The sequence below is a fragment of the Mycobacterium sp. genome (assembly GCF_008709575.1).
Lineage (GTDB): Bacteria > Actinomycetota > Actinomycetes > Mycobacteriales > Mycobacteriaceae > Mycobacterium.
The window spans coordinates 23,459-48,390 of record NZ_VYIK01000018.1 but is presented as its reverse complement, the minus strand read 5'-3'; the positions used below and the strand labels follow the sequence as shown (position 1 = coordinate 48,390).

Below are 24,932 nucleotides of genomic sequence, written 5' to 3'. Positions count from 1 at the left end.
CGAACCTGACACCGAAGTTCCGGCGCGATCCGGACCACCGTTTCGAGCACGACGAGGGATCGACCCGATGACGGCGACACGCGAGGAGCTGCGCCACGGGCTTTTGCTCGACGGGCTTATCGAGCCGGTGAACTTGGCGCGCATTCACTCCGAGGTCAGGCGGCTCAACCCGTCGAAATCGGAGGCCCAGTGGCAGCAGGAGACCTTGGCGGTGATCCGCTCGCTGGTCGGTGACGGGTTGATGGATGTGGGCTACCTGGGCGACCGTTTCGTGCCGAAACCACTCGACGAGATCATGCCGGTAATCCAGGACGCCTACATCACCCACTACCGCGACACCGGCGGGTGGGTGTTCTCCTACTGGCTCAATCTCACCGACAAGGGCCGCCAGGTTGCGCTGTCGACCGAGGAGGGCCGTCGGGTCGCCGAGCACGAGAAACGACGGCGGGCCTCGCTGCGCCGACAGCGCTAGCCCCGGCAGCGTCGGCTGCTACTCGGCCTCGGCCAGCCGCTGCTTGAGCGCGTCGAACTCGTCTTTGACGCCGGTGGGCAGCTTCTCGCCGACGAATTCGAACCACTCCTCGATCAGCGGCAACTCCGCACGCCATTCGTCTGCGTCGACCTCCAGCGCCTTGGCCACGTCGTCGGGGTCGATGTCGAGACCGTCCAAGTCCAGGTCCTCGACCGACGGCACGGTGCCGATCGGGGTGGACCGGCCACCCGCCCTGTGCTCGATGCGGTCGATGATCCACTTCAGGACCCGGCTGTTCTCGCCGAAGCCGGGCCATAAAAAGCGGCCGTCTTCGTCGCGGCGGAACCAGTTGACGAAGAACACTTTCGGCAGCTTGGACTCGTCGGAGTTCTTGCCGATCTCGATCCAGTGCGCGAAGTAGTCGCCGATGTTGTAGCCGCAGAACGGCAGCATGGCCATCGGGTCGCGGCGCACCGTGCCGATCTTGCCCTCGGCCGCGGCGGTCTGCTCGCTGCCCAGAGTCGCACCGATGAACACGCCGTGCTGCCAGTCGCGTGCCTGCGTGACCAGCGGCACCGTGGTCCGCCGGCGGCCGCCGAACAGGATCGCCGAGATCGGCACCCCCTGCGGGTCGTCCCACTCGGGCGCCAGGATCGGGCATTGCGACATCGGCGTGCAGTAGCGTGAGTTCGGGTGCGCGGCGGTGGTTTCGGTCTCCCGGAAATACCAGTCGTTGCCGCGCCAGTCGGTGAGGTGCATCGGCTCACCTTCCAGGCCCTCCCACCACACGTGGCCGCGGTCGGTGACCGCGACGTTGGTGAAGATGGTGTTGCCGGCCGCGATGGTCTGCATGGCATTGGGGTTGGACGTCCAGTTGGTGCCCGGCGCGACCCCGAAGAAACCGGCCTCGGGGTTGACCGCGTACAACCGGCCATCCTTGCCGAAGCGCATCCAGGCGATGTCGTCGCCGAGGGTTTCGGCGCGCCAGCCCGGGATGGTCGGCCGGATCATCGCGAGGTTGGTCTTGCCGCACGCCGACGGGAACGCCGCCGCGATGTAGTACGCCTTGTTCTGCGGGGAGATCAGCTTGAGGATCAGCATGTGCTCGGCCAGCCAGCCCTCGTCGCGGGCCATCACCGAGGCGATGCGCAACGCATAGCATTTCTTGCCCAGCAGCGCGTTTCCGCCGTAGCCCGAGCCGTAGCTCCAGATCTCGCGGGTTTCCGGGAAATGGGTGATGTACTTGGTGTCGTTGCACGGCCACGGCACATCTTTCTGCCCGGGTTCCAGCGGCGCGCCGACCGAGTGCAGCGCCTTGACGAAAAAACCGTCGTCACCGAGCTTGTCCAGCGCGGCGGTGCCCATCCGGGTCATGATCTTCATCGAGACGACGACGTATTCGGAGTCGGTGATCTCCACCCCCAGCTTGGGGTCCTCGGCGCCCAGCGGGCCCATGCAGAACGGCACCACCCACATGGTGCGACCGCGCATGCAGCCGCGGTACAGGTTCGTCATGATGGACCGCATCTCGGCGGGGTCCATCCAGTTGTTGGTCGGCCCGGCGTCGGCTTCGCGCTCGGAGCAGATGAACGTGCGCGACTCGACGCGCGCCACATCGGAGGGATCAGACAACGCCAGGTAGGAGTTGGGATGCTTGGCGCTGTTCAACTCCTTGAAGGTGCCGGCTTCGACCAGCCGGGTGCAGAGCCGATGCCATTCCTCGTCGGAGCCGTCAGCGAAAGCCACCCGGTCGGGCTCGGTGAGCTCGGCCACCTCGGCCACCCAGGCCAGCAGGCCCGCATGGTTGGTCGGCGCGCTATCGAGACCGGGGATGGTCGCTGACGTCATCGAAAACTCCTGAACTTTCCCGTGTGCGTGTCACGTCCGTGAAAAAAATGTGTGGCCGTCCTTAACACAGGTTATCGCGGCTCTTACCTGCGTCGTGGCGCGGGCGGGTATCAGATCGCTCACAGGGACGCGGGGCGCGACCGATGGCCTGGCTGCCCTGCGGGCTGGCCAGTTCGGCGCGCACCGCGGCGAGTGCGGCCCGCACCGCGGACAGCTCCCGGTCCCGCAGGGCTGCGGTCCGGGCCGCGGCGGCCTGCTCGCGCAGCGCGCTGTCGATGACCCGGATCTGGGCACGGACCTGGGCGCTGTGGGCCTCGTCCTGTTCGTTCAGCGCCGCGCTCAGCGCCGACTCCGCGGCCAGCACCCGGTGGGCGACCAGCTCCTCGGCCGCCGACCGCAGCGATCCGGTTGCTTCCCCCACCCAGCGGTCGAGCAGCGCCCGCTCGGCCAGCAGACCGCGCGTGCTCACCACCCAGACGGTGACCGCGAGCCCGATCGCCAGGCACGCCACGATCCCGACGGGGGTCGGCCCGGGCGCCAAACCCGCCCACAGCCGGGCGAGGGTCAGCGTCATGCCCAGACCGAACCCGGCGCCCAGCAGCGTCATCAGCCGCGTTTCCAGCGATCGGGATGCTACCGGCGGGGACCCGATCGCCGGCTGCACCGGCACCGTGGCCGGCGGCGGGTCCACCGCCAGGTCCAGCGCCTGCGCGACGTCGGCCAGATGGGTGGTGAGGCCCGCGTCGATCTCGGCGAGCAGCTGATCGCCGCGGCTGCGGGCGTAGGGCTCGAACTCGCGCAGACCGCGGCGGGTCAGGTCGGCCAGGTCCTGCTGCAGTTCGCAGCGCAGTGCTGAGCAACGATTGCGGGCCAGGTAGGACAGCTGCACCCGGGTCTGCTGAATCTGGCTGCGCAACGCGGTGCCGCGCGCGGATCTGGCCAGCCGCTGCTGTCGCAGCACGTCATCGCGCTGCGCGCGCAACGCCTCGACCGGTACCCGGCGATCCGCGCGCTCATAGCGGCCGGCGACCGTTTGCAGCCGATGTTCCCAGGATCGCAGGCGGTTACGCCGCGCGGCAGCGGGGTCGGCGAGGTGTTCGTCGACCGCGGCGAGCAGGGCGTCGACCTGCGGCCGTGCCCGCCCGGGAGCCGCGGCTGCCGCCACCCAGGGCACCGCACGGTAACGCGACGCATGGGCGCCCAGCTCGTCGCGGTCGTCGGCGAGCACCTCGCGCCAGTTGCGGTACAGATCGATCTTGGTCACCACCGCGATCACCACGTCGGTGTCGGCGGCCGCCGCGTCCAGCAGCGCGCAGTCGGATCCGGTGATGACCGCCGCCGCGGAAACCACGAACACCACCGCCGTCGGCGCTTCACCGACCGCCAGGTCCGCCGACTCGACGAACGTGTGCCCGCTCGCCCGCTCGCGGAGCGCCGCGAGCACGCTGCTGACCCCGGCGAGCCGCGGTCCGGTCACCGCCACCACGTCGCGCCGCCGCACGGCTGGGGCCCGCAGTCGCGGTGCGACCGCGGCCACCGCAGCGTCCACCTCGGCAACGCCTGCGTGGTCTGAGGGATCGGTCACGGTGCGTCTCGGTCCGCCGGCGGCGCTCCGGCTCGGGACCAGAGCCGCAACGAGCCCCTGGCGATGTCGGCGCCGCAGGCCCGGTGCACCGCGGACACCGGGCCCCGGCTGTAGCGCTGCCAATGCCGCGCCCGCCGCAGGTACGCGGCCGGGTGGCCGGCAGGCTCGACGGGCACGCCCGCCGCCTCGACGACGTCGATCGCGGCGCGCATCCGGGCGATCACCGTGTCGTCGCGGGACAGGAAGCGCCCGGCCAGCCGGTCGGTGACGGCCAGCGCCTCCAGCTCGGCCACCGCATCCAGCAAGCGCCGGTACTGCACTTCGGCACCGGCGGCGGTGATCGAGGCGACCACCGCATCGACGCGACTGAGCCTGCGCAGCAGCGCCTGCACCTGGGTTTTGGACTCGCCGCGGCGGATCGCCGCGATCGCCTGGGTGATCCCGAACACGTCGAAGGTGTCCAGCAGCCGTCGCCGGGTCGCCACCGGCAGCGGATGAGCGCCGGTCAGGAAGCTGTCCGGGCTGCTCAGGTCGGCGGGCCGAGCGCACAGCAGCCGCAGCGCCGCCCACCGGGTGTCGTCGAGCAAGCCGTCGAGCGCGGCGACGGCGAGCAGGCCCACCATGGGCTCGGCTGAGACCCCGGGCAACGGGTCGGCCAGGTCCGCTTTGTTCCACACGGTCAGCACCCGCTGCCCGGCCGCCGCGATCGCGTCGCGGTCCTCGGGCTTGACCACTTCGGCGATCAGGTAGACATCGAGGTCGGCGGCGCTCGACGACGGTGCCAGGTCGATGCCCGCCCGAGCCAGGGCACGCGCGACGGTGCGCCGGCCCACCCCACGCCGCCCCACGACGGCAACCCGCAGCGGGGCGCCGACCCGCTCGACGATCGCCGTCCACCGGGTGTCGGCAGCCGCCCGGGCGAAGCGCGCCAGCTCGTCGACGAAGATCTGGTGCCCGCTCATGGTCCCCGCATGGTGACATGTGTCCGGCCGGGGCGCGAGCCACCGCCTGGGGGCCGAAGACAACTGTTGGGTATCAATCTCGGGTGGGCACGGCGACAACCTGGGTTCATGGGTAACCATGGACCAATGCACGCACAGCCCGGGGTGCACGGCCACCCCGATACGGACGCGCCCACCCCGCGCGGCTCCGGCGGCTATCCCCGCACCACCAGCGTCCGGCCCCGGCGCTCCGCGTTGTCGGCCGCCCAGCAGCGGACCTGGGAGCGGCTGTGGCCGACGCTGGGCCGCACGGTGGGCAGCTCCGCCGAGCCGCCGCTCGACGCCGGCCTGTGGTTCGGCAGAGAAGCTCCGTTGGTCCTGGAAATTGGCTGTGGCACGGGAACTTCGACGCTCGCGATGGCGCAGTGCGAGCCGGACGTCAACGTGGTCACCGTCGACGTGTACCGCCGGGGGCTCGCCCAGCTGTTGTGCGCCATCGAACGGGAAGCCGTCGGCAACCTGCGGCTGATCCGCGGTGACGCCGTCGACGTCCTCGAACGCCTGATCGCGCCCGCAGCGCTGACCGGGGTGCGGGTGTTCTTCCCCGACCCGTGGCCCAAGACCCGCCACCACAAGCGGCGTCTGCTGCAGCCGGCCACCGTCGGCCTCATCGCCGACCGGCTGCGCCCCGGCGGTGTGCTGCATGTCGCGACCGACCACACCGGCTACGCGGCCCAGATCGCCACGGTCGGGGACGCTGAACACCGATTGCGTCGAGTCGATCCGGCTGCCCAGGCCCTTCCGATCTCGATCATGCGCCCGATCACCAAATACGAAACCAAGGCGCGGCAAGCCGGCAGCAGCGTCACCGAATTGCTGTGGGAAAGACGTCGACCATGAGCCTGACCGAAGAATCGACCACCGGCACGTCCGAACCGACCCCGACACCGAGCACTGCTGCCGGCGACGACCCGGGCGGTCCGCCCGGCCCGGCCGGCGTCGCCGCACGGCGGGTGTTGCTGGTGTGGGATGCCCCCAACCTGGACATGGGGCTGGGCGCGATCCTGGGCCGCCGGCCGACGGCGCTGGAGCGGCCCCGGTTCGACGCACTGGGCCGCTGGCTGCTGGCCCGCACCGCCGAGGTCGCCGCGGGTCGTCCTGACGTCTCGACCGAACCCGAGGCCACGGTGTTCACCAACATCGCGCCCGGTAACGCCGAGGTGGTGCGGCCGTGGGTGGACGCCCTGCGTAACGTGGGGTTCGCTGTCTTCGCCAAGCCGAAAGTGGACGAGGACAGCGACGTCGACGCCGACATGCTCGCCCACATTGCGCTCCGACACCGCGAAGGCCTGGCCGCGCTGGTCTTGGCCTCCGCGGACGGCCAGGCGTTCCGGGCGCCGCTGGCCGACATCGCCCGCAGCGGGGTCCCCGTCGCGGTGCTCGGATTTCGCGAACACGCGAGTTGGGCGCTAGCGTCGGATACCTTGGAGTTCATCGACTTGGAAGACATCGACGGTGTTTTCCGGGAACCGCTGCCGCGAATCGGCCTGGATTCGCTGCCTGAGCAGGGAGCGTGGCTGCAGCCGTTCCGGCCGCTGTCGTCGCTGCTGGCCTCGCGTCTATGACAACTGGACAATCACTGCGCGGGTCGCCACCGATCCAGTAAGGAGCTTGCGTGTTCGCCTGGTGGGGTCGAATCGTATACCGCTACCGGTTCACCGTCATTGCGGTGATGGTGGCGCTGTGCCTGGGCGGCGGCATCGTCGGGCTCAGCCTCGGCAAGCACGTCACCCAGAGCGGTTTCTACGACGACGGCAGCCAGTCGGTGAAAGCCTCGGAGCTGGGTGACAGAGTCTACGGCCGCGACCGCACCGGTCACATCGTGGCCGTCTTCCCCGCCCCCAAAGGCGCGACGGTGACCGACCCCGCGTGGTCGAAAAAGATCGTCGGGGAACTCAACACGTTCGTCAAAGACCATCCCGACCAGGTGCTGGGATGGGCCGGCTACCTGCGGGCGCCCAACTCGACCAACCCGGTCGTTCAGGGCATGAAGACCGCCGACGGCAAGTACACCTTCGTGTCCATCCCACTCAAAGGCAACGACGACGACACCATTCTGGACAACTACAAAACGGTCGCACCGGACCTGCAGAAGCTCGACGGCGGCAAGGTGGAGCTCGCCGGCCTGGAGCCGGTGGCCAATGCCTTGACCGGCACCATCGCCAAAGATCAACAGCGCGTGGAAGTGCTCGCGCTGCCCTTGGTGGCGGTGGTGCTGTTTTTGGTGTTCGGCGGGGTCGTCGCGGCTGCTCTGCCGGTAATCGTCGGCGGACTTGCCATCGCGGGCGCCCTGGGTATCATGCGCTTCCTGGCGATATTCGGCCCGGTGCACTTTTTCGCCCAGCCCGTGGTGACCATGATCGGCTTGGGCGTCGCGATCGATTACGGGCTTTTCGTGGTGAGCAGGTTCCGCGAGGAGCTCGCCGAAGGCTATGACGCCGAAGTGGCGGTGCGCCGCACGATGATGACAGCCGGTCGGACCGTCACGTTCTCGGCGGTGCTGATCGCCGCGTCCGCGGTCAGCATGCTGGTCTTCCCGCAGGGCTTCCTGCGGTCGCTCACCTACGCCACGATCGCCACCGTCATGCTCTCGGCGATCTTGTCGATCACCGTCCTGCCGGCTGTGCTCGCCATCCTCGGCCGACACGTTGACGCGCTGGGGGTGCGCACCCTGTTGCGGGTTTCTTTCCTGGCGAACTGGAAGATCTCCCGGGTCTACCTGAACTGGCTGGCCGAACGGCTGCAGAAGACCAAGACACGGGAAGAAGTCGAACACGAGTTCTGGGGCAAGCTCGTCAACCGCGTCATGAAGCGGCCATTGCTGTTTGCCGCCCCCATCCTCATCATCATGATTTTGCTGATCATCCCGCTCGGCAAGATGTCGCTGGGCGGCTTCAGCGAAAAATATTTGCCACCGAATAATTCGGTGCGTCAGGCCCAGGAGCATTTCGACAAACTTTTTCCCAATTATCGCACCGAGCCGGTGACCCTGGTGGTTGTCAGCAACGAGCACAAGCCCATCACCGACCAGCAGCTGGCCGCGATACGCAACCAGGCGATGGCAATCAGCGGATTCACCGTCCCGAACAATGATCCGGCCGCAATGTGGCCGCAGCGGCCCTACGCCCAGGGCGCGTCGAAAGACCCGTCCGTCCGGGTCATCCAAAACGGCTTGGTGAACCCCAACGACGCCGCCAAGAAAATCGCCGAGCTGCGGGCAATCACCCCACCCAAAGGGATATCAATCATGGTCGGGGGCACCCAGGCCCTGGTGCAGGACAGCATTCACAGCATCTTCGCGAAGTTGCCGTTGATGCTGTTCATCCTGCTCACCGCCACGACCCTGTTGATGTTCCTGGCCTTCGGTTCAGTGGTGCTTCCGGTCAAGGCGACGGTGATGAGCGCTCTAACCCTCGGGTCCACGATGGGCATCTTGACCTGGATTTTCGTTGACGGTCACTTCTCCAGGTGGCTGAATTTCACCCCGACGCCGCTGACCGCACCGGTCATCGGCTTGATCATCGCGGTCGTCTTCGGCTTGTCCACCGACTACGAGGTGTTCCTGGTGTCGCGGATGGTCGAGGCGCGGGAGCGCGGGCTGTCCACTGCGGAGGCGATCCGGATCGGCACCGCGACCACCGGTCGCATTATCACCGCGGCCGCGCTGATCCTCGCCGTGGTCGCCGGTTCGTTCGTGTTCTCCGACCTGGTGATGATGAAATACCTGGCGTTCGGTTTGATGGCAGCGCTGCTGCTGGATGCCACGGTGGTACGAATGTTTTTGGTCCCGTCGGTGATGAAGCTGCTCGGCGACGACTGCTGGTGGGCGCCGCGCTGGATGAAACGGCTGCAGAACCGACTCGGGCTGGGCGAGATCCATCTGCCCGACGAGCGGAGGCGGCCCGGTAGCCGTGGTTTCGAGCGGCCGCCGGTCGCCACCTGCGGCCCGTCCGCCGCGACCTCGCTGCCACCACGCGACCCGACCCACCCAAGCGCGGAGGCTGCCGCACGTCCGCGCCCGTCCGCCCGAGCGAATCACCGGTCCCCGACTCAGGAGACCCCGTCGGCCGCCAACACCACCCGCATGCGAGCGCCGGGGCCGGTGACGCCTGCGGAGGATGCGGCGACCACCCGCATACCCACCACGGACCCTGCTCGCCGCGGTGACCATCGGCCACCGGACGGCACGGCTCAGGACCGCCACATCGAGTCCTGGCTGTCCGAGCTGCGGGCCGGCAAAGACGGCAAAACCCCGGGATATTCCCGCGGGCCGGAAAGCGCTGGGCAGCCCCGGCGGGCCGAGCCGTCCTCCGACGAGACCCGAGCCTTGCCGATACCCGGCGACGGCAACGCGGCGACGACGGCCATCCCCGTCTCGCCGGACAACAGCGATCCCGGGGTGCCCGGAGAGAATACGAACCCGCGCCGCGGTACCACCGCCAACGCCGAGCAGGCTCGCCACCCCCGGGGCAGTCGGCTCAGCGCCCAGGATTTGCTGCGCCGTGAAGGCTGGTTCTAGGGATGATCGGTCGCCTTCGCCGACGCGCCCGGCGCCAGCAGAACCTGAAACGCGTTGTTGAGGAAGGCCACCGTCGGGACGGCCAGCAGCGCACCGACGATCCCGGCGAGCACCCCGCCTGACGAAATGGCCAGTACCACGGCCAGCGGGTGGATCGACACCGCCCGGCCCATCACCAACGGCTGCAGGATGTGCGCCTCGAGCTGGTTGACCCCGACCAGCACGCCGAGCGTGATCAGCGCATAGCCGAATCCCTTGGCCAGCAGGGCGACCACCACCGCCAAAAAGCCGCTGATCACGGCACCGACCAGCGGGATGAACGCGCCGAGAAACACCACCGAGGCCAGAGGCAACGCCAGCGGCACACTCATGATCGCCAGGCCGGCGCCGACTCCGGCGGCATCGACCAGCGCCACCAGAAAGGTGGCACGCACGTAGCCGATCAGCGACCCGTATCCGGCTCGACCGGCCGCACGCACCCGGTCACGACCCCCGGCCGGGACGATCTTGGTGACGTAATCCCAGATATTGCGGCCGTCATAGAGAAAGAAGATCAGCGTGAACAGCATCAAAAGCACCGCGGTGACGATCTCGGTGATGGTTGCCGCGGTGGATAGCGCCCCGCTGGTCAGCTTCGCCTGATTGTTCTGCAGCGCCTGGATCGCGGCGTTGCCGGCGTTGTCGATCTGTTGGCGGCTCAGCTGCAACGGTCCGTTGATCAGCCAATTGCGGGTGGTGTCGATGCTGCGGGTGACCTGTTCGACCACGCCCGGCAAGCCGACGATGAACTGGCTGACGACGAACGTCAGGATGCCTCCCAAAATGGCGAAGCCGCCGAGCAACACCAACGCCACCGCACCGCCGCGGGGTAACCCCCGGCGGTCCAGCCCGTCCACTGCCGGCAGCAGCAACGCGCTCAGCATCAACGCCAGCAGGACCGGCACGACGATGATTTCCAGCCGCTTGATCACCCACAGCGCCGCAACGAGGGCAGCCACAATCACCAACAACCGCCATGCCCACGCCGCGGTCTTGCGGACTAGCGGTTCGACCGACTCGTCGTCGCGGGTCGACGGCATGCGGCTAAGCGTAATCGCCGGGGGGAACCCGTTGATCGGCGGATCTCGGTGACACATCGGCGCGGCGCGGCACCCGGGGACGGTTCCGCTGCCACCTGCGCGGTTACCCTGAAGCACGTGCCGCATGACGCGCCGGCCCACGTCGCCCACCGTCAGCAAGAGCCCACCCGGAGCAAATATTGGTGGGTACGGTGGGCGATGCTGGGTGTCGTCGCCGCCGTACTCGCGGTCGAGGTGGCGTTGGGCCGGGACCAATTGTCCAAGGCCGCCCAAAGCCTGTATTCGGCGCAGTGGTGGTGGTTGCTGGCTGCGTTGCTCGCCGCGGCCGCGTCGATGCACAGCTTCGCCCAGATTCAGCGCACCCTGCTCAAATCGGCCGGGGTGCACGTCAAACAATGGCGATCGGAAGCCGCATTCTATGCGGCCAATGCGCTGAGCACCACATTGCCCGGCGGGCCGGTGATATCGGCGACGTTTCTGCTGCGCCAGCAACGATTGTGGGGTGCCTCGACGTTAGTGGCCTCATGGCAGCTGGTGATGTCGGGAGTGTTGCAGGCGGTCGGCTTGGCGCTGCTGGGTCTGGGCGGCGCGTTCTTTCTCGGCGCCGCGAACAACCCGTTCTCGCTGCTGTTCACCCTCGGTGGGTTCGGAGCGTTGCTGCTGCTGGCCCAGGCCGTGGCGTCGCGCCCGGAGTTGATCGACGGGATCGGCGCGCGGGTGCTGTCCTGGATCAACTCGGTGCGGGGCAAGCCGGCGGAGGCCGGGTTGGTGAAGTGGCGCGAAATCCTCGACCAGCTGGAGTCGGTCAGCCTGGGTCGCCGGGATCTGGGCGTCGCGTTCGGCTGGTCGATGTTCAACTGGATCGCCGATGTCGCATGTTTGGGCTTCGCCGCGTACGCTGCCGGCGGCAATGCGTCGGTGGCCGGGTTGACCGTTGCCTACGCCGCCGCCCGCGCGGTCGGGACGATTCCGCTGATGCCGGGCGGCCTGTTGGTGGTCGAGGCGGTATTGGTGCCGGGTCTGGTGTCGAGCGGGATGTCACTGCCCGACGCGATCTCCGCGATGCTGATCTACCGGCTGATCAGCTGGCTGGTGATCGCTGCGATCGGGTGGGTGGTGTTCTTCGTCATGTTCCGCACCACCAACGAGGTCGATGTCGAGGCCCCGGAAAATAACCCGGAAAATAACTTCGAGATCAATCGTGACAACAAGGCGGCGGATACGTTGGGAGCCGGCACCGCACCCGGGGATGCGGTGACACCGAACAGCCGAGGCTCGTCCATCGATCTTGCCGACACCGCACTGCAGGGGCCGCTGCCCCCGCCCGACGCGGACCATCGGCCCGGTTTGTGCTGATGACGGTGGAGGTGCCGCTGTCCTGCGGCGCGGAAATGTCGGCCATCGATATCGACCACCGATAACTGCTGAGCAGCGTGGAAAAATCGCCGCAGCATCACAAACGGGTCACGAATGCCTCACAAATGATTCACAAAAGCGGCCGGACCGGGAAACCGGTCATCGCGCGGTCGATTCCCGCTGCACAGCGTCGAATCGCCCGGCACTGGCCGACGTTGCCGAGTCGATGCAGCTCAGAGACCGAAGAAAGATAATTTAACCAACGCGCGCTGCGGTAGGCTCGTGGGCATTCGACGCGGAAACGGGGAGAGAAGAAATCCAGCAGTTAATGATGCGCCTGTCCGGCAGGCTACGCAGACTCCGCTGGTTGGTCTTCACAGCGTGGTTGCTTGCGTTGGTACCCGCGATTTACCTGACGGCGACTCAGTCCGGTCAATTGACCGGCGGTGGCTTCGAGGTGGCGGGGTCACAGTCGCTGCAGGTCCACGACGCGCTCGAGGCCCACTATCCCGACCAGGGCGCCTCCCCACTGGCGTTGGTCGCCTCGCCCCGCCCAGACGCCAGCTACCAGGACATGACTGCCGCCGTCGCGATGCTCAAGCGGGTTGCCGGCGAGGTTCCCGCCGTGGCGGTCGTCCCGGATCTGCGGCAACCGGCCCCACAACCCGATCGGCCCTACGTGGTGCCGCTGCGACTCGACTTCAACAACACCGGCGCCAGCGACGTCGCCAAAACGCTGCGTCGCAAAATTGGCGTCGAGGGTGATCAGCCCGGGCGGACCGCCAACGGCCGGGTGCGGCTGTACGTCATCGGTCAGGGCGCGCTCAGCACGGCAGCCGCCGCCAACACCAAACACGACATCGCGGCAGCAGAGCGGTGGAATGTGCCGATCATCCTGATCGTGCTGCTCGCGGTGTTCGGTTCGCTGGCGGCCGCGGCGATCCCCTTGGCGCTCGGTGTGTGCACCGTGGCGATCACGATGGGTGTGGTGTATGTGCTGTCGGCCTACACCACGATGTCGGTGTTCGTGACATCGACGGTATCGATGTTCGGTATCGCGCTCGCGGTGGACTACTCGCTGTTCATCTTGATGCGGTTCCGCGAAGAGCTGCGCGCCGGCAGACAGCCTGCCGACGCCGTCGACGCGGCGATGGCGACCTCAGGGCTGGCGGTGGTGCTCTCGGGCATGACCGTGGTCGCCTCACTGACCGGCATCTACCTGATCCACACTCCAGTGTTGACGTCAATGGCCAGCGGCGCGATCATCGCGGTGGCCATCGCCATGCTGACCTCGACCACAATGACGCCGGCGGTGCTGGCGACGTTCGGCCGGGCCGCCGCGAAGCGGTCCGCGCTGCTGCACTGGTCACGTCGGCCGGAGGCCACCCAATCGCGGTTCTGGACGTACTGGATCGGCTTCGTGATGCGCCGGCCGTGGGCGTCGGCGCTGGCCGCGGCGGCGGTGCTGATCGCAATGGCTGTACCAGCCATGTCGATGGTGCTGGGCAACAGTCTGCTGCGGCAGTTCGATTCGGCACACGAGATCCGTGCCGGGGTGGCCGGGGCGGCCGAGGCGCTGGGACCCGGCGCACTGGGCCCAGTGCAGGTGCTGGTCCGTTTCGCGGACAATAACGCCTCCTCGGCCGGGCACGCCGCGGTGCTGGCGGCACTCCGTCACGAGATGGCACGGGCGCCCAACATCGTGTCGGTGGCACCACCGGTGTTTGCTGACGACAACAGCAGCGCGATGCTGTCCGCGGTGCTGTCAGTAGATCCCGAGGATCTGGCCGCGCGCCGAACTGTCGACTGGATGCGCCATCATCTGCCGGGCGTACCCGGCGCCGGTTCGGCCCGGATCGATGTCGGTGGGCCGACCGCGTTCATCAAAGACTTCGACGACCGGGTGTCGCAAACCGAGCCGCTGGTGCTGGGGTTCGTCGCGCTGATCGCGTTCGTGATGCTGCTGATCTCGATCCAGTCGGTGTTTTTGGCCTTCAAGGGTGTGCTGATGACCGTGCTGTCGGTGGCGGCCGCCTACGGCAGCCTGGTGATGGTGTTCCAGTGGGGCTGGTTGGAAAAGCTCGGGTTCGCACCGATCAGTTCGATCGACAGCACCGTTCCGCCGCTGGTGCTGGCGATGACGTTCGGCTTGTCGATGGACTACGAGATTTTCCTGCTGACCCGCATCCGGGAACGCTTCCTGCAGTCCGCCAACACCCACGACGCCGTCACCTATGGCGTGAGCACCAGCGCGCGCACCATCACCAGCGCGGCGTTGATCATGATCGCGGTGTTCATCGGTTTTGCGTTCGCCGGTATGCCTCTGGTCGCCGAGATCGGGGTGGCGTGCGCTGTCGCGATCGCGGTGGACGCCACCGTGGTGCGGTTGGTGCTGGTGCCTGCGCTGATGGCGATGTTCGAGCAGTGGAACTGGTGGGTGCCGACGTGGCTGCACCGCATCCTGCCGTCGGTGGATTTCGAGAAACCACTGCCCGCGGCCGACCTCCGCGACGTCGTGACGATTCCCGACGACATCTGGGTGCCGGTGGTGCCCCGCGCTGACCTGCGGATGGTGCTCAAATCGGCGGCCCAGCTCAAACGCTTGGCCCCGGATGCGATTTGCGTGACCGATCCGCTGGCGTTCAGCGGCTGCGAGCCGGACAGCGAGGCACGGGAGCGCGTGACGTGCAGCGCCGGGGAGCCCGCTCACCGCCTCGCACTGGTGGGTGCGGCGGGCAGCGGCCAGTTCATGGTGCGCAAGCTTGCCGGCGGCTTGACCCACCGCACCAGCGCCGGGCGGGCGCCAAGGCCGGTGCATCCGGTCACCCGGTGGCGCGGCCGACTCTCCGTTGCTGTGGACGCGCTGAAAACCACGGCTCCGGCTCTCCAGCGGCGCCGCCCGGTGGAGACCACCCACGTTCAGTTGCCCACCGGAGACCGCCTGCAAATCCCGACCGGTGCCGAGACGCTGCGGATGAAGGGCTATCTGATCATCAACCGCAACAGCCTCCGCGATTACGCCGAGTTTGCTGAGCTGGTCGAGTCCATGGAGCCCGAAACCGCCGCGGTCGTCTTGACCGGGATCGACAGCTATTACTGTTGCCGGTCATCGCGGCGCCAGTGGATCGCCACCCAGTTGGTGCGCCGGTTGGCGGACCCGCATCCCCATGACCTCGATACCGATCGTTGGCCCGGACCAGATGAGCGGGCAGACTGGGAGCGGGTCAGGCAGCGTTGCCTGGCGGTGGCGGTGGCGATGCTGGAGGAGGCGAGGTGACGTTGGCAGCGGACCGACGCCCCGAACCGGCGCCGGATCGGTCCCCCGCTGATCGAGGTCCCGCGACGGCGCCGCAGGAACCTGCCCCTCGGTATGCGGATCAGCCGGTGGAGTTCTGGCCGACTTCGGCGATCCACGCGGCGCTGGACGGCGGCGACCTGGCTACCTGGCAGAAGCTCGCCGTCGCGCTCAAACGGGATCCTTACGGGCGGACCGCCCGCCAAGTCGAAGAGGTCCTGGCTAAGTCCCGCCCGTACGGTATCTCCAAAGCGCTGACCGAGGTGCTGGATCGCGCTCGTGCCCACCTCGCCGCCAACGAACGCGAGGAAGTCGCCCGCCACGTGCGGCAGTTGATGGAGCGGTCCGGTCTCGGGCAGCTGGAGTTCGCGTCCCGGATCGGGGTGTCCGCCGACGAATTAACTGCCTATCTGGAAGCCAGGGTCAGCCCGTCGGCCGCGCTGATGATTCGGATGCGCCGGCTGTCGGACCGGTTCGCCAAGCTCAAAACACAGCCGCCGGACTAGCGCGCATTGATCGGCGACACACCGGCCACCAGCCAGCGATCGCCCTGCCTGGTCAGCGCCACGCGCAGCGCCAGCACGGAGTGGCTGGGCGGCTGCCCCGGACTGGTGCGGGTAGCTTGCAGCAACACCACGACGCTGGCCAGTGACGGCCCGATCGCTTCGACACCTGCCTCCAGCGTCGTCGCCTGTGCGGTGACGTCGCGGTGCTCTAGGTCTGCGGTGGCCTTGGCGAACTGGTCCTTGAACGCGTCGGCCTGCTCGGGCACCATCATCGCCGCCGCCCGATCCCTCGACGCGGCCGGCTGGTGGGGGTTGAAGGTCGCGGTCGCCTCGGCCATCGTGGTCGCGATCTGCACCACCTCGGCCGAATCGTGTTTGATGGCCCGATCGCGCTCCGTCCAGTGGGTGAACCCGACCGCGACGGCCGCCACCAGGGCTATCGTGCACAGCCCCACCACAGCCAGCCGCAGCCCGGGACGGTCGTCGTCGGTGCCGAGCGTCACCGAGTCACGCCGCAACAGCCAGAAATTGATCAGCACGCCTTCGACGATCAGCAGCACCAGTACCGGACACAGCGCCACCCACCACAGCGGCCAGCCGAGCATTATCCCGATGACCAGCAGCGCCGCGATTGCCGCCAACGGCGCCACGACGTCGAACACGATCAGCCGCCAGGCGTTTCTCATCGGATCGACTCCAGCGCCGAGATCAGCAGCCGACCGCTGACCTCGGAGACGCCCAGAAGCAGGTTCCAGTGCACGATCTGCGGCTTGGCGCCGACGTTCTCGCTTACCGAAGTGGCTACCAGGATGACGTTGTCGGTGCGACTGGCCAGCTCCGGGGGCAGGTGTTCGGCCGACCGGCGAGCGCCGGGCCGAAGGTCTGAGTCGTGATGGACCGCTTCGATCGCGACGGCCTCGATCCGGCCGGTGCTGCGCGCCTGAAGCCGCTGGACCACCTGCCGGTACGGCTGCATCGCGGAGTCGAAGTCGGCGTTGAGTTCACCGACGGTCCCGTCGTGCAGGCGCTGCAAGCTGGTGCCGACGTTGTCGGAGTTCATGTTGATCAGCACAGCGGTCCAATCCGCTGCGGCCTGCATGACCCGGCTCAGGTAACGGCGTTCGTCGAGGTCGCTGCGATGGGCCGACCAGATGACCACGATCACGACGACCGCGGCCACCGATAATGCGCCCAACACGGCCGAGGCGACGCCGTAGGCAGACAGGATCCGGCCGGCGTGCGAGTCGGGCGAGGGGTCGTCGGCCGGCACCGGATTCAGCGAGCGTGGACGGGTAACACGTCGACCACCATCCAGTGGCCGTTTTGCTTGGTCAACGTCACCCGTGCGGCGACCACGACGCTCTTGGGCGGTTGATCCCACACGTTTTGGGTCCTGCGCAAGATCACCGCCACCCGGGCTGCCGAGGGTCCGATCGCTTCGACGCCGGCCGCCAGGGTCGCCGCCTCGGCGCTGACGTTTTGGCTGGCCAGTTTCGCAGCGGCCTGACCGAATTTCTCTTTGAAAGCGTGCGCGTGATCGGGCGCTACCATCGCCGCGGCCCGATCGATCGATGCGGTCGGGTTGGCGGGCGCGATCGTTCCGGTCGCCACCATGACCTCGCTGGCGATCTGCACCACCTCCGCGGAGTCGCGTTTGAGCTCACGGTCGGGCACCGTCCAGCGTTTGTACCCCAGCGCCACCGCGGCCACCAGGGCCGTGGTGCACACCGCGACGACAGCCAACCGTAGGCCGGGCCGGCTGTCGTCGATACCGAGCGTCAGCGCGCGCCGCCGCAGCCCAAGGAAATTCGCGACCATGCCCTCGACGACCAGCAGCACCAGCATCGAGCACGCCGAGACCCACCACAGTGGCCACCCGAGCACCAGCCCGATGCCCAGCAGACCGGCGATCGTACCCAGCGGCGCGGCAACGTCGAAAGCCGACAGCCGCCACAGTTTTCTCATCGACGTCCTCATTGGCACCCTCGCAGACCGGTCATCGGAACGATGTCAGCCCGGAAATCAGCAACGTTCCGCCCACATCGGAGACGTTCACCTGCAAGTTCCAGCGCAGGGTCTCCGGTTTGCCTTCGTTCTGGAACACCGAGGTTGCGACCACCAGGACGGTGTCGGTGCGGGTAGCCGCCGACGGCGGCGGCGGCATCGGCTGCGGCGGTTCGGCACCGGCCGGGGCGCCGAGGTCGTGGTGCACCGATTCGATGGCCACCGAATCGATCCGGCCATTGATGCGGGATTGGATTTTTTGTATCCCCGCCCGGTAGGGCTGCATGAACGACTCGAACTCGGCGTTGAATGGGCCGGCGGTCTTGCCGCGCAACCGTGCCATGCCGGCGTCGACGTTGCCGGCATTGAGGTTGATCAGCACACTGGCCCAATTGGCCGCCGTGCGCACGACCCGGTTCTGGTAGGCGCGGTCATCGACCTCACGGTGGTGGGCCGACCAGGTGATCAGGCCCAGCGCGATGGCGGCGAGCGACGCGATGCCCAGGATGGCCGAGGCGACCCGGTAAAGCCAGACTTTGCGGCCACCCGGCGTGTCGCTCGCCGAGGTGTCCGCGGCAGTCGGTGACTCGGCTTCCGCCTCGTCGGGCACCGGACCGTCCGGATCGGCCGATGATTCGACTTCCCCGTGCTTAGCCATGGCGGTGAGGCTACCCGACGCCGGTGCCGGGTTCTCACCCAGGGACCGGGCGCCCCCGTGGCACTGCAGGTGCCTGCTGCCATCATGGGAACGGTGACGACAACAGCCACCCGCTCGGGCATCGACCTGAGCCATGTCGACGCCGGCATCCGCCCACAAGACGACCTGTTCGGCCACGTCAACGGCCGGTGGCTCGCCGAGTACGCGATACCGGCAGACCGGGCCACCGACGGCGCGTTTCGGTCGCTGTTCGACCGGGCCGAAGTCCAGGTGCGCGATCTGATCACCCAAGCCAGTCAGGAAGCCGGCGGCAGCGGCCCCGCCATCGGCACCGACGCCCAGCGTATCGGGGACCTCTACGCCAGCTTTCTCGACGAGGCCACCGTCGAAGGTCGGGGCGTTGCACCCCTGCTCGACGAATTGGCCGTGATCGATGCCGCGACCGACCGGGACGCCTTGGCCGGCGTCGTGGGGGCGCTGCAGCGCACCGGTGTCGGCGGCGGGGTCGGGGTCTATGTCGACACTGACGCGAAGAACTCGGCCCGCTACCTTCTCCATGTCACACAGTCCGGCATCGGGTTGCCCGACGAGTCCTATTACCGCGACCCCCGGCACGCTCACGTGCTGGCGGCCTACTCGCAGCACATCGCGGCGATGTTCGCCCTGGTGTACGGCGCAGACGCGGCCGCCCACGCCGAGACCGCGGCCCGGATCGTGGCGTTGGAAACCACGTTGGCCGCCGCCCACTGGGATGTGGTCAAAAGACGTGACGCGGAGTTGAGCTACAACCTGCGCGCGTTCACCGACCTGGCGCGCACGGCGCCGGGCTTCGACTGGACCGGCTGGGTCAGCGCACTGGGCAGCACACCGGACGACGTCGCCGAACTCGTCGTGCGTCAGCCTGATTACCTCACCGCATTCGCGGCATTGTGGGAAAGCCAAGATCTCGACGACTGGAAGCTTTGGTCGCGTTGGCGGTTGATTCACGCCCGGGCCGGGTTGCTCACCGATGCGCTGGTGCGCGAGGACTTCGCCTTCTACGGCCGCATGCTCACCGGCGCCGAGGCTATCCGCGACCGCTGGAAGCGCGGCGTGTCGTTGGTGGAGAACCTATTGGGTGATGCTGTCGGGAAACTCTACGTGCAGAGGCATTTTCCACCGGAGGCCAAGGCGCGGGCGGACAAACTGGTGGACAACTTGCTCGAGGCCTACCGGATCAGCATTACCAACCTGGACTGGATGACGCCGCGAACGCGCGAGCGGGCGCTGGCCAAGCTGGACCGTTTCACAGCCAAGATCGGCTATCCCAGCCGTTGGCGGGATTATTCGGCGTTGGTGATCGACCGTGATGACCTGTACGGCAATTACCAACGCGGTTGCGCGGTCAACTACGACCGCGAACTCGCCAAGCTGGGGAGACCGGTAGACCGGGACGAATGGTTCATGACACCCCAGACCGTCAATGCCTACTACAATCCTGGGCTGAACGAAATCGTCTTTCCTGCAGCGATTCTGCAGCCGCCATTTTTCGATGCCGAGGCTGACGACGCGGCCAACTACGGCGGAATCGGGGCAGTGATCGGTCACGAAATCGGGCACGGTTTCGACGACCAGGGCGCCAAATACGACGGCGAGGGCAACCTGGTCGACTGGTGGACCGACGAGGATCGTGCCGAGTTCGGCGCTCGCACTGCGGCATTGATCGAGCAGTACGACGCCTACACGCCCCGCGGGCTTGGCAACGAGCATCACGTGAACGGGGCGTTCACGGTCGGCGAGAACATCGGCGACTTGGGTGGTCTGTCGATCGCCTTATTGGCCTACCGGATCTCGCTGGGCGACGGGCCGGCCCCGGTCATCGACGGCCTGACCGGGATGCAACGCGTGTTCTTCGGGTGGGCGCAGATATGGCGCACCAAATCCCGCCGTGCCGAGTCGATTCGGCGGCTAGCGGTGGATCCGCATTCCCCGCCGGAGTTCCGCTGCAACGGCGTAGTCCGCAACATCGACGCGTTCTACGAGACGTTCGGCGTGGGCGAAGACGATGCGTTGTACCTCGAACCGCGGCGCCGGGTCAGGATCTGGAACTAACCCCTAGATCTGCCAGTCGTTGGAGCCGTCGTTCTTACTGTAGGTACCGACTGAGTTCTTCACCACGATAGGGTCGCCGGTGCCGAAGTTGTCGAAGAACCATTTGGCATTGGACGGACTGATGTTGATGCAGCCGTGGCTGACGTTGCGCTTGCCCTGGTCGGCCACCGACCACGGCGCGCTGTGCACGAAGTCGCCGCTGTTGTCGAACATCACGGCGTTCTCGACATCTACTTTGTAGCCGTAGGCCGAGTTGACGGGCACTCCGTAGGTAGACGAATCCATTACCACCTTGGCCTTCTTGTCGAGCACGTAGTAGATGCCGTTGGGGGTCTGATGGCCGCCCGCCGCCATGCCCATCGACATGGGGATGACTTTTTCGACCACCCCGTTGCGGGTGACAGTCAGCTGGTGCGTGGCGTCGTCGGCGGTGGCCACCAGCGCGTCGCCGGTCCTGAAGTTCGATGTGGTGCCCGCGGCGTCGATGTTCACCGTGGTGTGGGCGGGCCAGAAGGCGAGCGGACGCCAGCGCACTTGGGTGGGCGTCAACCAATAGAACTTGCCCGGTACGGGCGGGTTCGACGAGATGTGGATCGCCTGTTCGGCCATCGCCTGGTCGGCGATGGGCCGTTGGAAGTTGATGATGATCGGCTGGGCGACACCGACCGTCGAGCCGGTGACCGGTACGAACGTCGGGGGCACGAACGGCGGCTGGCCCACGAACGGTGCCGGGTTCTGTCCGGCCACCGGAGCATCCGGGGCGGGCGCCGGAGGCGCCGCCGCCCACGAGTCGGCCGCCGTCGGCGGGTCCGGCGGATCGGCCGGCACGGCGCTCGGTACCTGCGGATCGCCGGGCGGCGGCTGATCGGGGTCGCCCAGCGCCGAGCCGCTGCCGAGCGCCAGGACAGCGATCAACCCGGCCGCGCCGACCGCGGCCGCCCATCGCGACATATGGCCTACCTCCAGTCCTGTCGTGGTCAAGTCTGGCACAACGCTGTGCGCGGTTGCGGCGTCAGCGAGTCCCCCGGACCACCCCTCAACGACCCGGTCGATGACGCTGAGCTGCTGTGTTCATCGCCGTCGCGGCCGCAACGTTACAGCCGGTTATCCGCAGGCACGTCGAAGAGCCGCGGTCCGGCCGTCATTCCCGCAGCCGCGCCGCCGACCAGAATCGCCGACGCGGCCAGCATCACCACCGCGCTGTGCTCGTAGAGCAGTCCACCGACCAGGGATCCGACGGTGATACCGACCTGAAAGGCCGCCATGTACAGCCCGGACGCCCCGTCAGGGTCGTCGGCGCCGGCGCGCATCGCCACAGCTTGCAGCATCGGCGAGACCCCGTTGGCGGTGCCGCCCCACACGGCGATCGCGGCGGTCCCGATCAGGGCCGTCGCCGCGGTGGGCCCGCCGCCGAACGCCAGCGCGGTCAGCGCGACGAACACCGCGGACAGCCCGCCCATCCCGCTGATCACCGCGGCGCGCGGGTGATGGTCCAGCGGCCGCGCGACCAGCGGCATCGCCAGCAGGCCCGCGACGCCGTAGGCGGCCAACACCCAGGCCAGACTCGGTCCGCGCACCCCGACGATGTCCCTGATGATCACCGCGATGAAGGTGTAGGAGATGTAGTGGCCGGTGACGGCGATCATGGTGAGCAGGCTCACCGCCACCAGCCGACCGTTGCGGTGGTGACGAGCTCTGGGTCCGGCGGTGGCCAACTGCTCGTCGGTGAGCGGCATCGCCGGCAGCACCAGCCGGGCGGTGACGGTCACCGCGGCGGCTGCGGCAGTGACCGAAGCGACCGCCAAACGCCAGCTCCACAACAAGCTCATCGCGGCAGTCAGGGGGCTGCCGACCACCACCGCCAGGGTGATGCCGACATAGACGACGGTCGTCGCGCGTCCGGAATGGCTGGTCGGCACCAAGCGGGTGGCGATCGGGGCGAGCACCGACAACATCAGGCCATGGGTAATAGCCGAGAGCATCCGGCCGCCGGCCAGCACCACGAAGTTGGGCGCCAACGCCGACACCAGCTGCGCGGCGGTCAGACACACCAGCGACAACAGCAGCGCCCGCCGCCGCGGCCAGTACGCGGTCCAGCGCACCAGCGGAATCGTCGTCAGCGCCGCAACCAGGGCGTACCACGCCAGCAGTGTGCCGACCACCGGCACGCTGACATGCAGGCTGCGGGCGATTGCGGGCAGGGCGCCCACCGGCAGGATCTCGGCGGTGACGTAGATGAAGGCAGCCGCCGCCAGCACCGCCAGCTGCACGGCGACCCGCGGGGTCCATGGTCCGCCGCGGACGGTGCGCTGATCAGCCCCCGTCAGGCGCGAGGACCGGGTGCTACCCACGGCCATTACTCAACCATGCGGTTGCGCGCAGCGTCAGCGCTCAGGACCGGACAAGTCGGGCGATGGCAGCCGAGGCTTCGTCGAGCTTCGCGGCGGCTTCGGCACCCCCGCCGACCACGGCGCGGCTGACACAGTGCCCGAGGTGCTCGTCGAGCAGGGACAGCGCCACCGAACGCAACGCACTGTTGACGGCGCTGATCTGGGTGAGGACGTCGATGCAGTACTTGTCCTCGTCGATCATTCTGGCGATGCCGCGCACCTGCCCCTCGATGCGGCGCAGCCGCTTAGCGTAGTTCGCCTTGTGTGATGCGTAGCCGTGTGCGGAGTCGACATCTGCGATCGGCATGTTAGCAGCGTACCCGATACCCGGATGGGGTATGACGCTGATTTGGGCGGGCGTCGCGGTACGCGCATACTTGGGCAATGGCCAAACCTGACGACTCCGACCTGACTGCGTTGTCCGACGTCGACATCAAACCCCGCAGTCGTGATGTCACCGACGGGCTGGAGAAGGCAGCCGCCCGGGGCATGTTACGGGCGGTGGGCATGGGTGACGAGGATTTCGCCAAGCCGCAAATCGGGGTGGCCTCGTCGTGGAACGAGATCACCCCGTGCAACCTGTCATTGGACCGGCTGGCCAAAGCGGCAAAGGACGGGGTGTTTGCCGGCGGGGGGTATCCGCTTGAGTTCGCGACTATCTCGGTGTCCGACGGCATTTCGATGGGTCACGAGGGCATGCACTTCTCGCTGGTGTCGCGTGAGCTTATCGCCGACAGCGTGGAGACGGTGATGCAAGCCGAACGCTTCGACGGCGCGGTGCTTTTGGCCGGCTGCGACAAGTCGCTGCCCGGCATGCTGATGGCTGCGGCACGGCTGGACCTGGCGTCGGTGTTCCTCTACGCCGGCACTATCCTGCCGGGCCGGGCCAAGCTGTCCGACGGCAGCGAGCGCGACGTCACGATCATCGACGCATTCGAGGCGGTCGGTGCGTGCGCTCGCGGGTTGATGCCGCGTTCGGATGTCGATGCGATCGAGCGGGCTATCTGCCCCGGTGAAGGCGCTTGCGGCGGGATGTATACCGCCAACACGATGGCGAGCGCGGCTGAGGCCCTTGGTATGTCACTGCCCGGCAGCGCCGCGCCGCCGGCCACCGATCGGCGCCGAGACGGGTTTGCCCGGCGCAGCGGCCAGGCCGTCGTGGATCTGCTGCGCCGCGGAATCACCGCTCGCGACATCCTCACCAAGGAGGCGTTCGAGAACGCGATCGCCGTGGTGATGGCCTTCGGCGGCTCGACCAACGCGGTGCTGCACCTGTTGGCCATCGCCCACGAGGCCAACGTCAAGCTGTCGCTGGAGGATTTCAGTCGGATCGGGTCGCGGGTGCCGCACTTGGCCGACGTCAAGCCGTTCGGCCGGCATGTGATGTTCGACGTCGATCGCATCGGCGGTGTACCGGTGGTCATGAAAGCATTGTTGGAGGCGGACCTGCTGCACGGCGACTGCCTGACGGTGACCGGACGGACCGTGGCCGAAAACCTGCAGCGGGTCGCCCCTCCGGATCCCGACGGGAAGGTGTTGCGCGCGCTCGACAATCCTATCCACCCGACCGGGGGAATCACCATTCTGCACGGCTCGCTGGCGCCGGAAGGGGCTGTGGTCAAGACGGCAGGCTTCGACTCCGACGTATTCGAGGGGACAGCAAGGGTTTTCGACCGGGAGCGGGCTGCGTTGGATGCTCTTGAAGACGGCACTATCACTGCGGGGGATGCCGTGGTGATCCGTTACGAGGGCCCCAAGGGCGGCCCCGGAATGCGCGAGATGCTGGCGATCACCGGCGCGATCAAGGGCGCGGGACTGGGCAAAGACGTGCTGTTGTTGACCGACGGACGGTTTTCCGGCGGCACCACCGGGCTGTGCGTCGGACACGTCGCCCCGGAGGCGGCCGACGGCGGACCGATCGCATTTCTGCGTGACGGCGACCGAATCCGTCTCGACGTCCCCAACGCGACCCTCGACGTGTTGGTCGACGCCGACGAGTTCGGTTCCCGTCGTGCTGGTTTCACTCCGCTTCCGCCGCGATACACCAGGGGTGTGTTGGCCAAATATGTCAAGTTGGTCGGTTCGGCCGCGACTGGCGCGGTCTGCGGCTGAACCCCGGCGGTGCTTC

The 24,932-nt window shown here is 67.7% G+C and carries 20 protein-coding genes; 9 read left to right on the top strand and 11 right to left on the bottom strand.

Translation table 11 applies throughout. From position 1 onward, the window contains the following. The first annotated feature begins 67 nt into the window (after positions 1–67). Positions 68–472: a hypothetical protein gene (locus F6Q13_RS06095; protein ID WP_293053892.1), complete on the top strand. Its 405-nt coding sequence runs from the start codon at positions 68–70 to the stop codon at positions 470–472. A gap of 18 nt (positions 473–490) precedes the next feature. On the opposite strand, the gene F6Q13_RS06090 is transcribed toward F6Q13_RS06095, so the two are convergent. The 3 genes from F6Q13_RS06090 to F6Q13_RS06080 all read right to left on the bottom strand — a co-directional run bounded on the left by F6Q13_RS06090 (position 491) and on the right by F6Q13_RS06080 (position 4,867). Continuing rightward, positions 491–2,320 carry a phosphoenolpyruvate carboxykinase (GTP) gene (locus tag F6Q13_RS06090; protein ID WP_293053889.1) on the bottom strand — a complete coding sequence of 610 codons (1,830 nt, stop codon included), beginning with the start codon at positions 2,318–2,320 and terminating at the stop codon, positions 491–493. A gap of 61 nt (positions 2,321–2,381) precedes the next feature. Then, complete coding sequence (locus F6Q13_RS06085) at positions 2,382–3,905, bottom strand: hypothetical protein (protein ID WP_293053886.1); 1,524 nt, start codon at positions 3,903–3,905, stop codon at positions 2,382–2,384. Next, on the bottom strand, positions 3,902–4,867 hold the full coding sequence (locus F6Q13_RS06080; protein ID WP_293053883.1) for a hypothetical protein: 966 nt from the start codon (positions 4,865–4,867) through the stop codon (positions 3,902–3,904). The genes F6Q13_RS06085 and F6Q13_RS06080 overlap by 4 nt, the downstream gene beginning before the upstream one ends. 108 nt (positions 4,868–4,975) lie before the next feature. On the opposite strand from F6Q13_RS06080, the gene trmB reads away from it, so the two are divergent. The 3 genes from trmB to F6Q13_RS06065 are packed head-to-tail and all read left to right on the top strand — an operon-like array spanning position 4,976 to position 9,425. Continuing rightward, entirely contained in the window at positions 4,976–5,746 is a 771-nt protein-coding gene (gene trmB / locus F6Q13_RS06075) for a tRNA (guanosine(46)-N7)-methyltransferase TrmB (RefSeq protein ID WP_293053880.1), read from the top strand. After that, entirely contained in the window at positions 5,743–6,471 is a 729-nt protein-coding gene (locus F6Q13_RS06070) for an NYN domain-containing protein (RefSeq protein WP_293053877.1), read from the top strand. The genes trmB and F6Q13_RS06070 overlap by 4 nt, the downstream gene beginning before the upstream one ends. Before the next feature lie 50 nt (positions 6,472–6,521). Further along, positions 6,522–9,425: an MMPL family transporter gene (locus tag F6Q13_RS06065; RefSeq protein WP_293053874.1), complete on the top strand. Its 2,904-nt coding sequence runs from the start codon at positions 6,522–6,524 to the stop codon at positions 9,423–9,425. On the opposite strand, the gene F6Q13_RS06060 is transcribed toward F6Q13_RS06065, so the two are convergent. After that, positions 9,422–10,504 carry an AI-2E family transporter gene (locus F6Q13_RS06060; RefSeq protein WP_293053871.1) on the bottom strand — a complete coding sequence of 361 codons (1,083 nt, stop codon included), beginning with the start codon at positions 10,502–10,504 and terminating at the stop codon, positions 9,422–9,424. The two genes, F6Q13_RS06065 and F6Q13_RS06060, sit on opposite strands and share 4 nt — an antisense overlap. 117 nt (positions 10,505–10,621) lie before the next feature. Between F6Q13_RS06060 and F6Q13_RS06055 the strand changes: the two genes are divergently transcribed. From F6Q13_RS06055 to F6Q13_RS06045, 3 genes are all read left to right on the top strand, one after another. Next, complete coding sequence (locus tag F6Q13_RS06055; protein WP_293053869.1) at positions 10,622–11,860, top strand: YbhN family protein; 1,239 nt, start codon at positions 10,622–10,624, stop codon at positions 11,858–11,860. Positions 11,861–12,188: 328 nt separating this feature from the next. Further along, the gene (locus tag F6Q13_RS06050) at positions 12,189–15,137 is read left to right on the top strand and encodes an MMPL family transporter (RefSeq protein ID WP_293053866.1); all 2,949 of its coding nucleotides are present in this window, start codon (positions 12,189–12,191) and stop codon (positions 15,135–15,137) included. Then, the gene (locus F6Q13_RS06045; RefSeq protein ID WP_293053863.1) at positions 15,134–15,661 is read left to right on the top strand and encodes a helix-turn-helix transcriptional regulator; all 528 of its coding nucleotides are present in this window, start codon (positions 15,134–15,136) and stop codon (positions 15,659–15,661) included. Before F6Q13_RS06050 ends, F6Q13_RS06045 begins: the two co-directional genes overlap by 4 nt. Here F6Q13_RS06045 and F6Q13_RS06040 read toward each other — a convergent pair. Genes F6Q13_RS06040 through F6Q13_RS06025 form a run of 4 tightly spaced genes read right to left on the bottom strand, consistent with a single transcriptional unit; the run spans position 15,658 to position 18,323 of the window. Further along, the gene (locus F6Q13_RS06040; protein WP_293053862.1) at positions 15,658–16,347 is read right to left on the bottom strand and encodes a hypothetical protein; all 690 of its coding nucleotides are present in this window, start codon (positions 16,345–16,347) and stop codon (positions 15,658–15,660) included. The genes F6Q13_RS06045 and F6Q13_RS06040 overlap by 4 nt on opposite strands. Further along, complete coding sequence (locus tag F6Q13_RS06035) at positions 16,344–16,931, bottom strand: hypothetical protein (protein WP_293053860.1); 588 nt, start codon at positions 16,929–16,931, stop codon at positions 16,344–16,346. Before F6Q13_RS06035 ends, F6Q13_RS06040 begins: the two co-directional genes overlap by 4 nt. 5 nt (positions 16,932–16,936) lie before the next feature. Beyond that, a complete protein-coding gene (locus F6Q13_RS06030; protein WP_293053857.1) occupies positions 16,937–17,626 on the bottom strand; it encodes a hypothetical protein in 690 nt (229 codons plus the stop codon). A 31-nt stretch (positions 17,627–17,657) separates the two neighbouring features. Continuing rightward, the gene (locus F6Q13_RS06025) at positions 17,658–18,323 is read right to left on the bottom strand and encodes a hypothetical protein (protein WP_293053854.1); all 666 of its coding nucleotides are present in this window, start codon (positions 18,321–18,323) and stop codon (positions 17,658–17,660) included. Positions 18,324–18,416: 93 nt separating this feature from the next. Here F6Q13_RS06025 and F6Q13_RS06020 point away from each other — a divergent pair, with 93 nt between their 5' ends. Next, positions 18,417–20,414: a M13 family metallopeptidase gene (locus F6Q13_RS06020; protein ID WP_293053852.1), complete on the top strand. Its 1,998-nt coding sequence runs from the start codon at positions 18,417–18,419 to the stop codon at positions 20,412–20,414. A gap of 3 nt (positions 20,415–20,417) precedes the next feature. Here F6Q13_RS06020 and F6Q13_RS06015 read toward each other — a convergent pair whose 3' ends face one another. From F6Q13_RS06015 to F6Q13_RS06005, 3 genes are all read right to left on the bottom strand, one after another. Then, a complete protein-coding gene (locus F6Q13_RS06015; RefSeq protein ID WP_293053850.1) occupies positions 20,418–21,365 on the bottom strand; it encodes an Ig-like domain-containing protein in 948 nt (315 codons plus the stop codon). A gap of 143 nt (positions 21,366–21,508) precedes the next feature. Beyond that, entirely contained in the window at positions 21,509–22,771 is a 1,263-nt protein-coding gene (locus F6Q13_RS06010; protein ID WP_293053847.1) for an MFS transporter, read from the bottom strand. A gap of 34 nt (positions 22,772–22,805) precedes the next feature. Next, a complete protein-coding gene (locus F6Q13_RS06005) occupies positions 22,806–23,111 on the bottom strand; it encodes a metal-sensitive transcriptional regulator (RefSeq protein WP_293053844.1) in 306 nt (101 codons plus the stop codon). Between the two features lie 77 nt (positions 23,112–23,188). Here F6Q13_RS06005 and ilvD point away from each other — a divergent pair, with 77 nt between their 5' ends. Beyond that, positions 23,189–24,916 (top strand): dihydroxy-acid dehydratase, encoded by a 1,728-nt coding sequence (ilvD, locus tag F6Q13_RS06000; RefSeq protein ID WP_293053841.1) that lies wholly within the window; start codon positions 23,189–23,191, stop codon positions 24,914–24,916. The last annotated feature ends 16 nt before the right edge of the window (positions 24,917–24,932 follow it).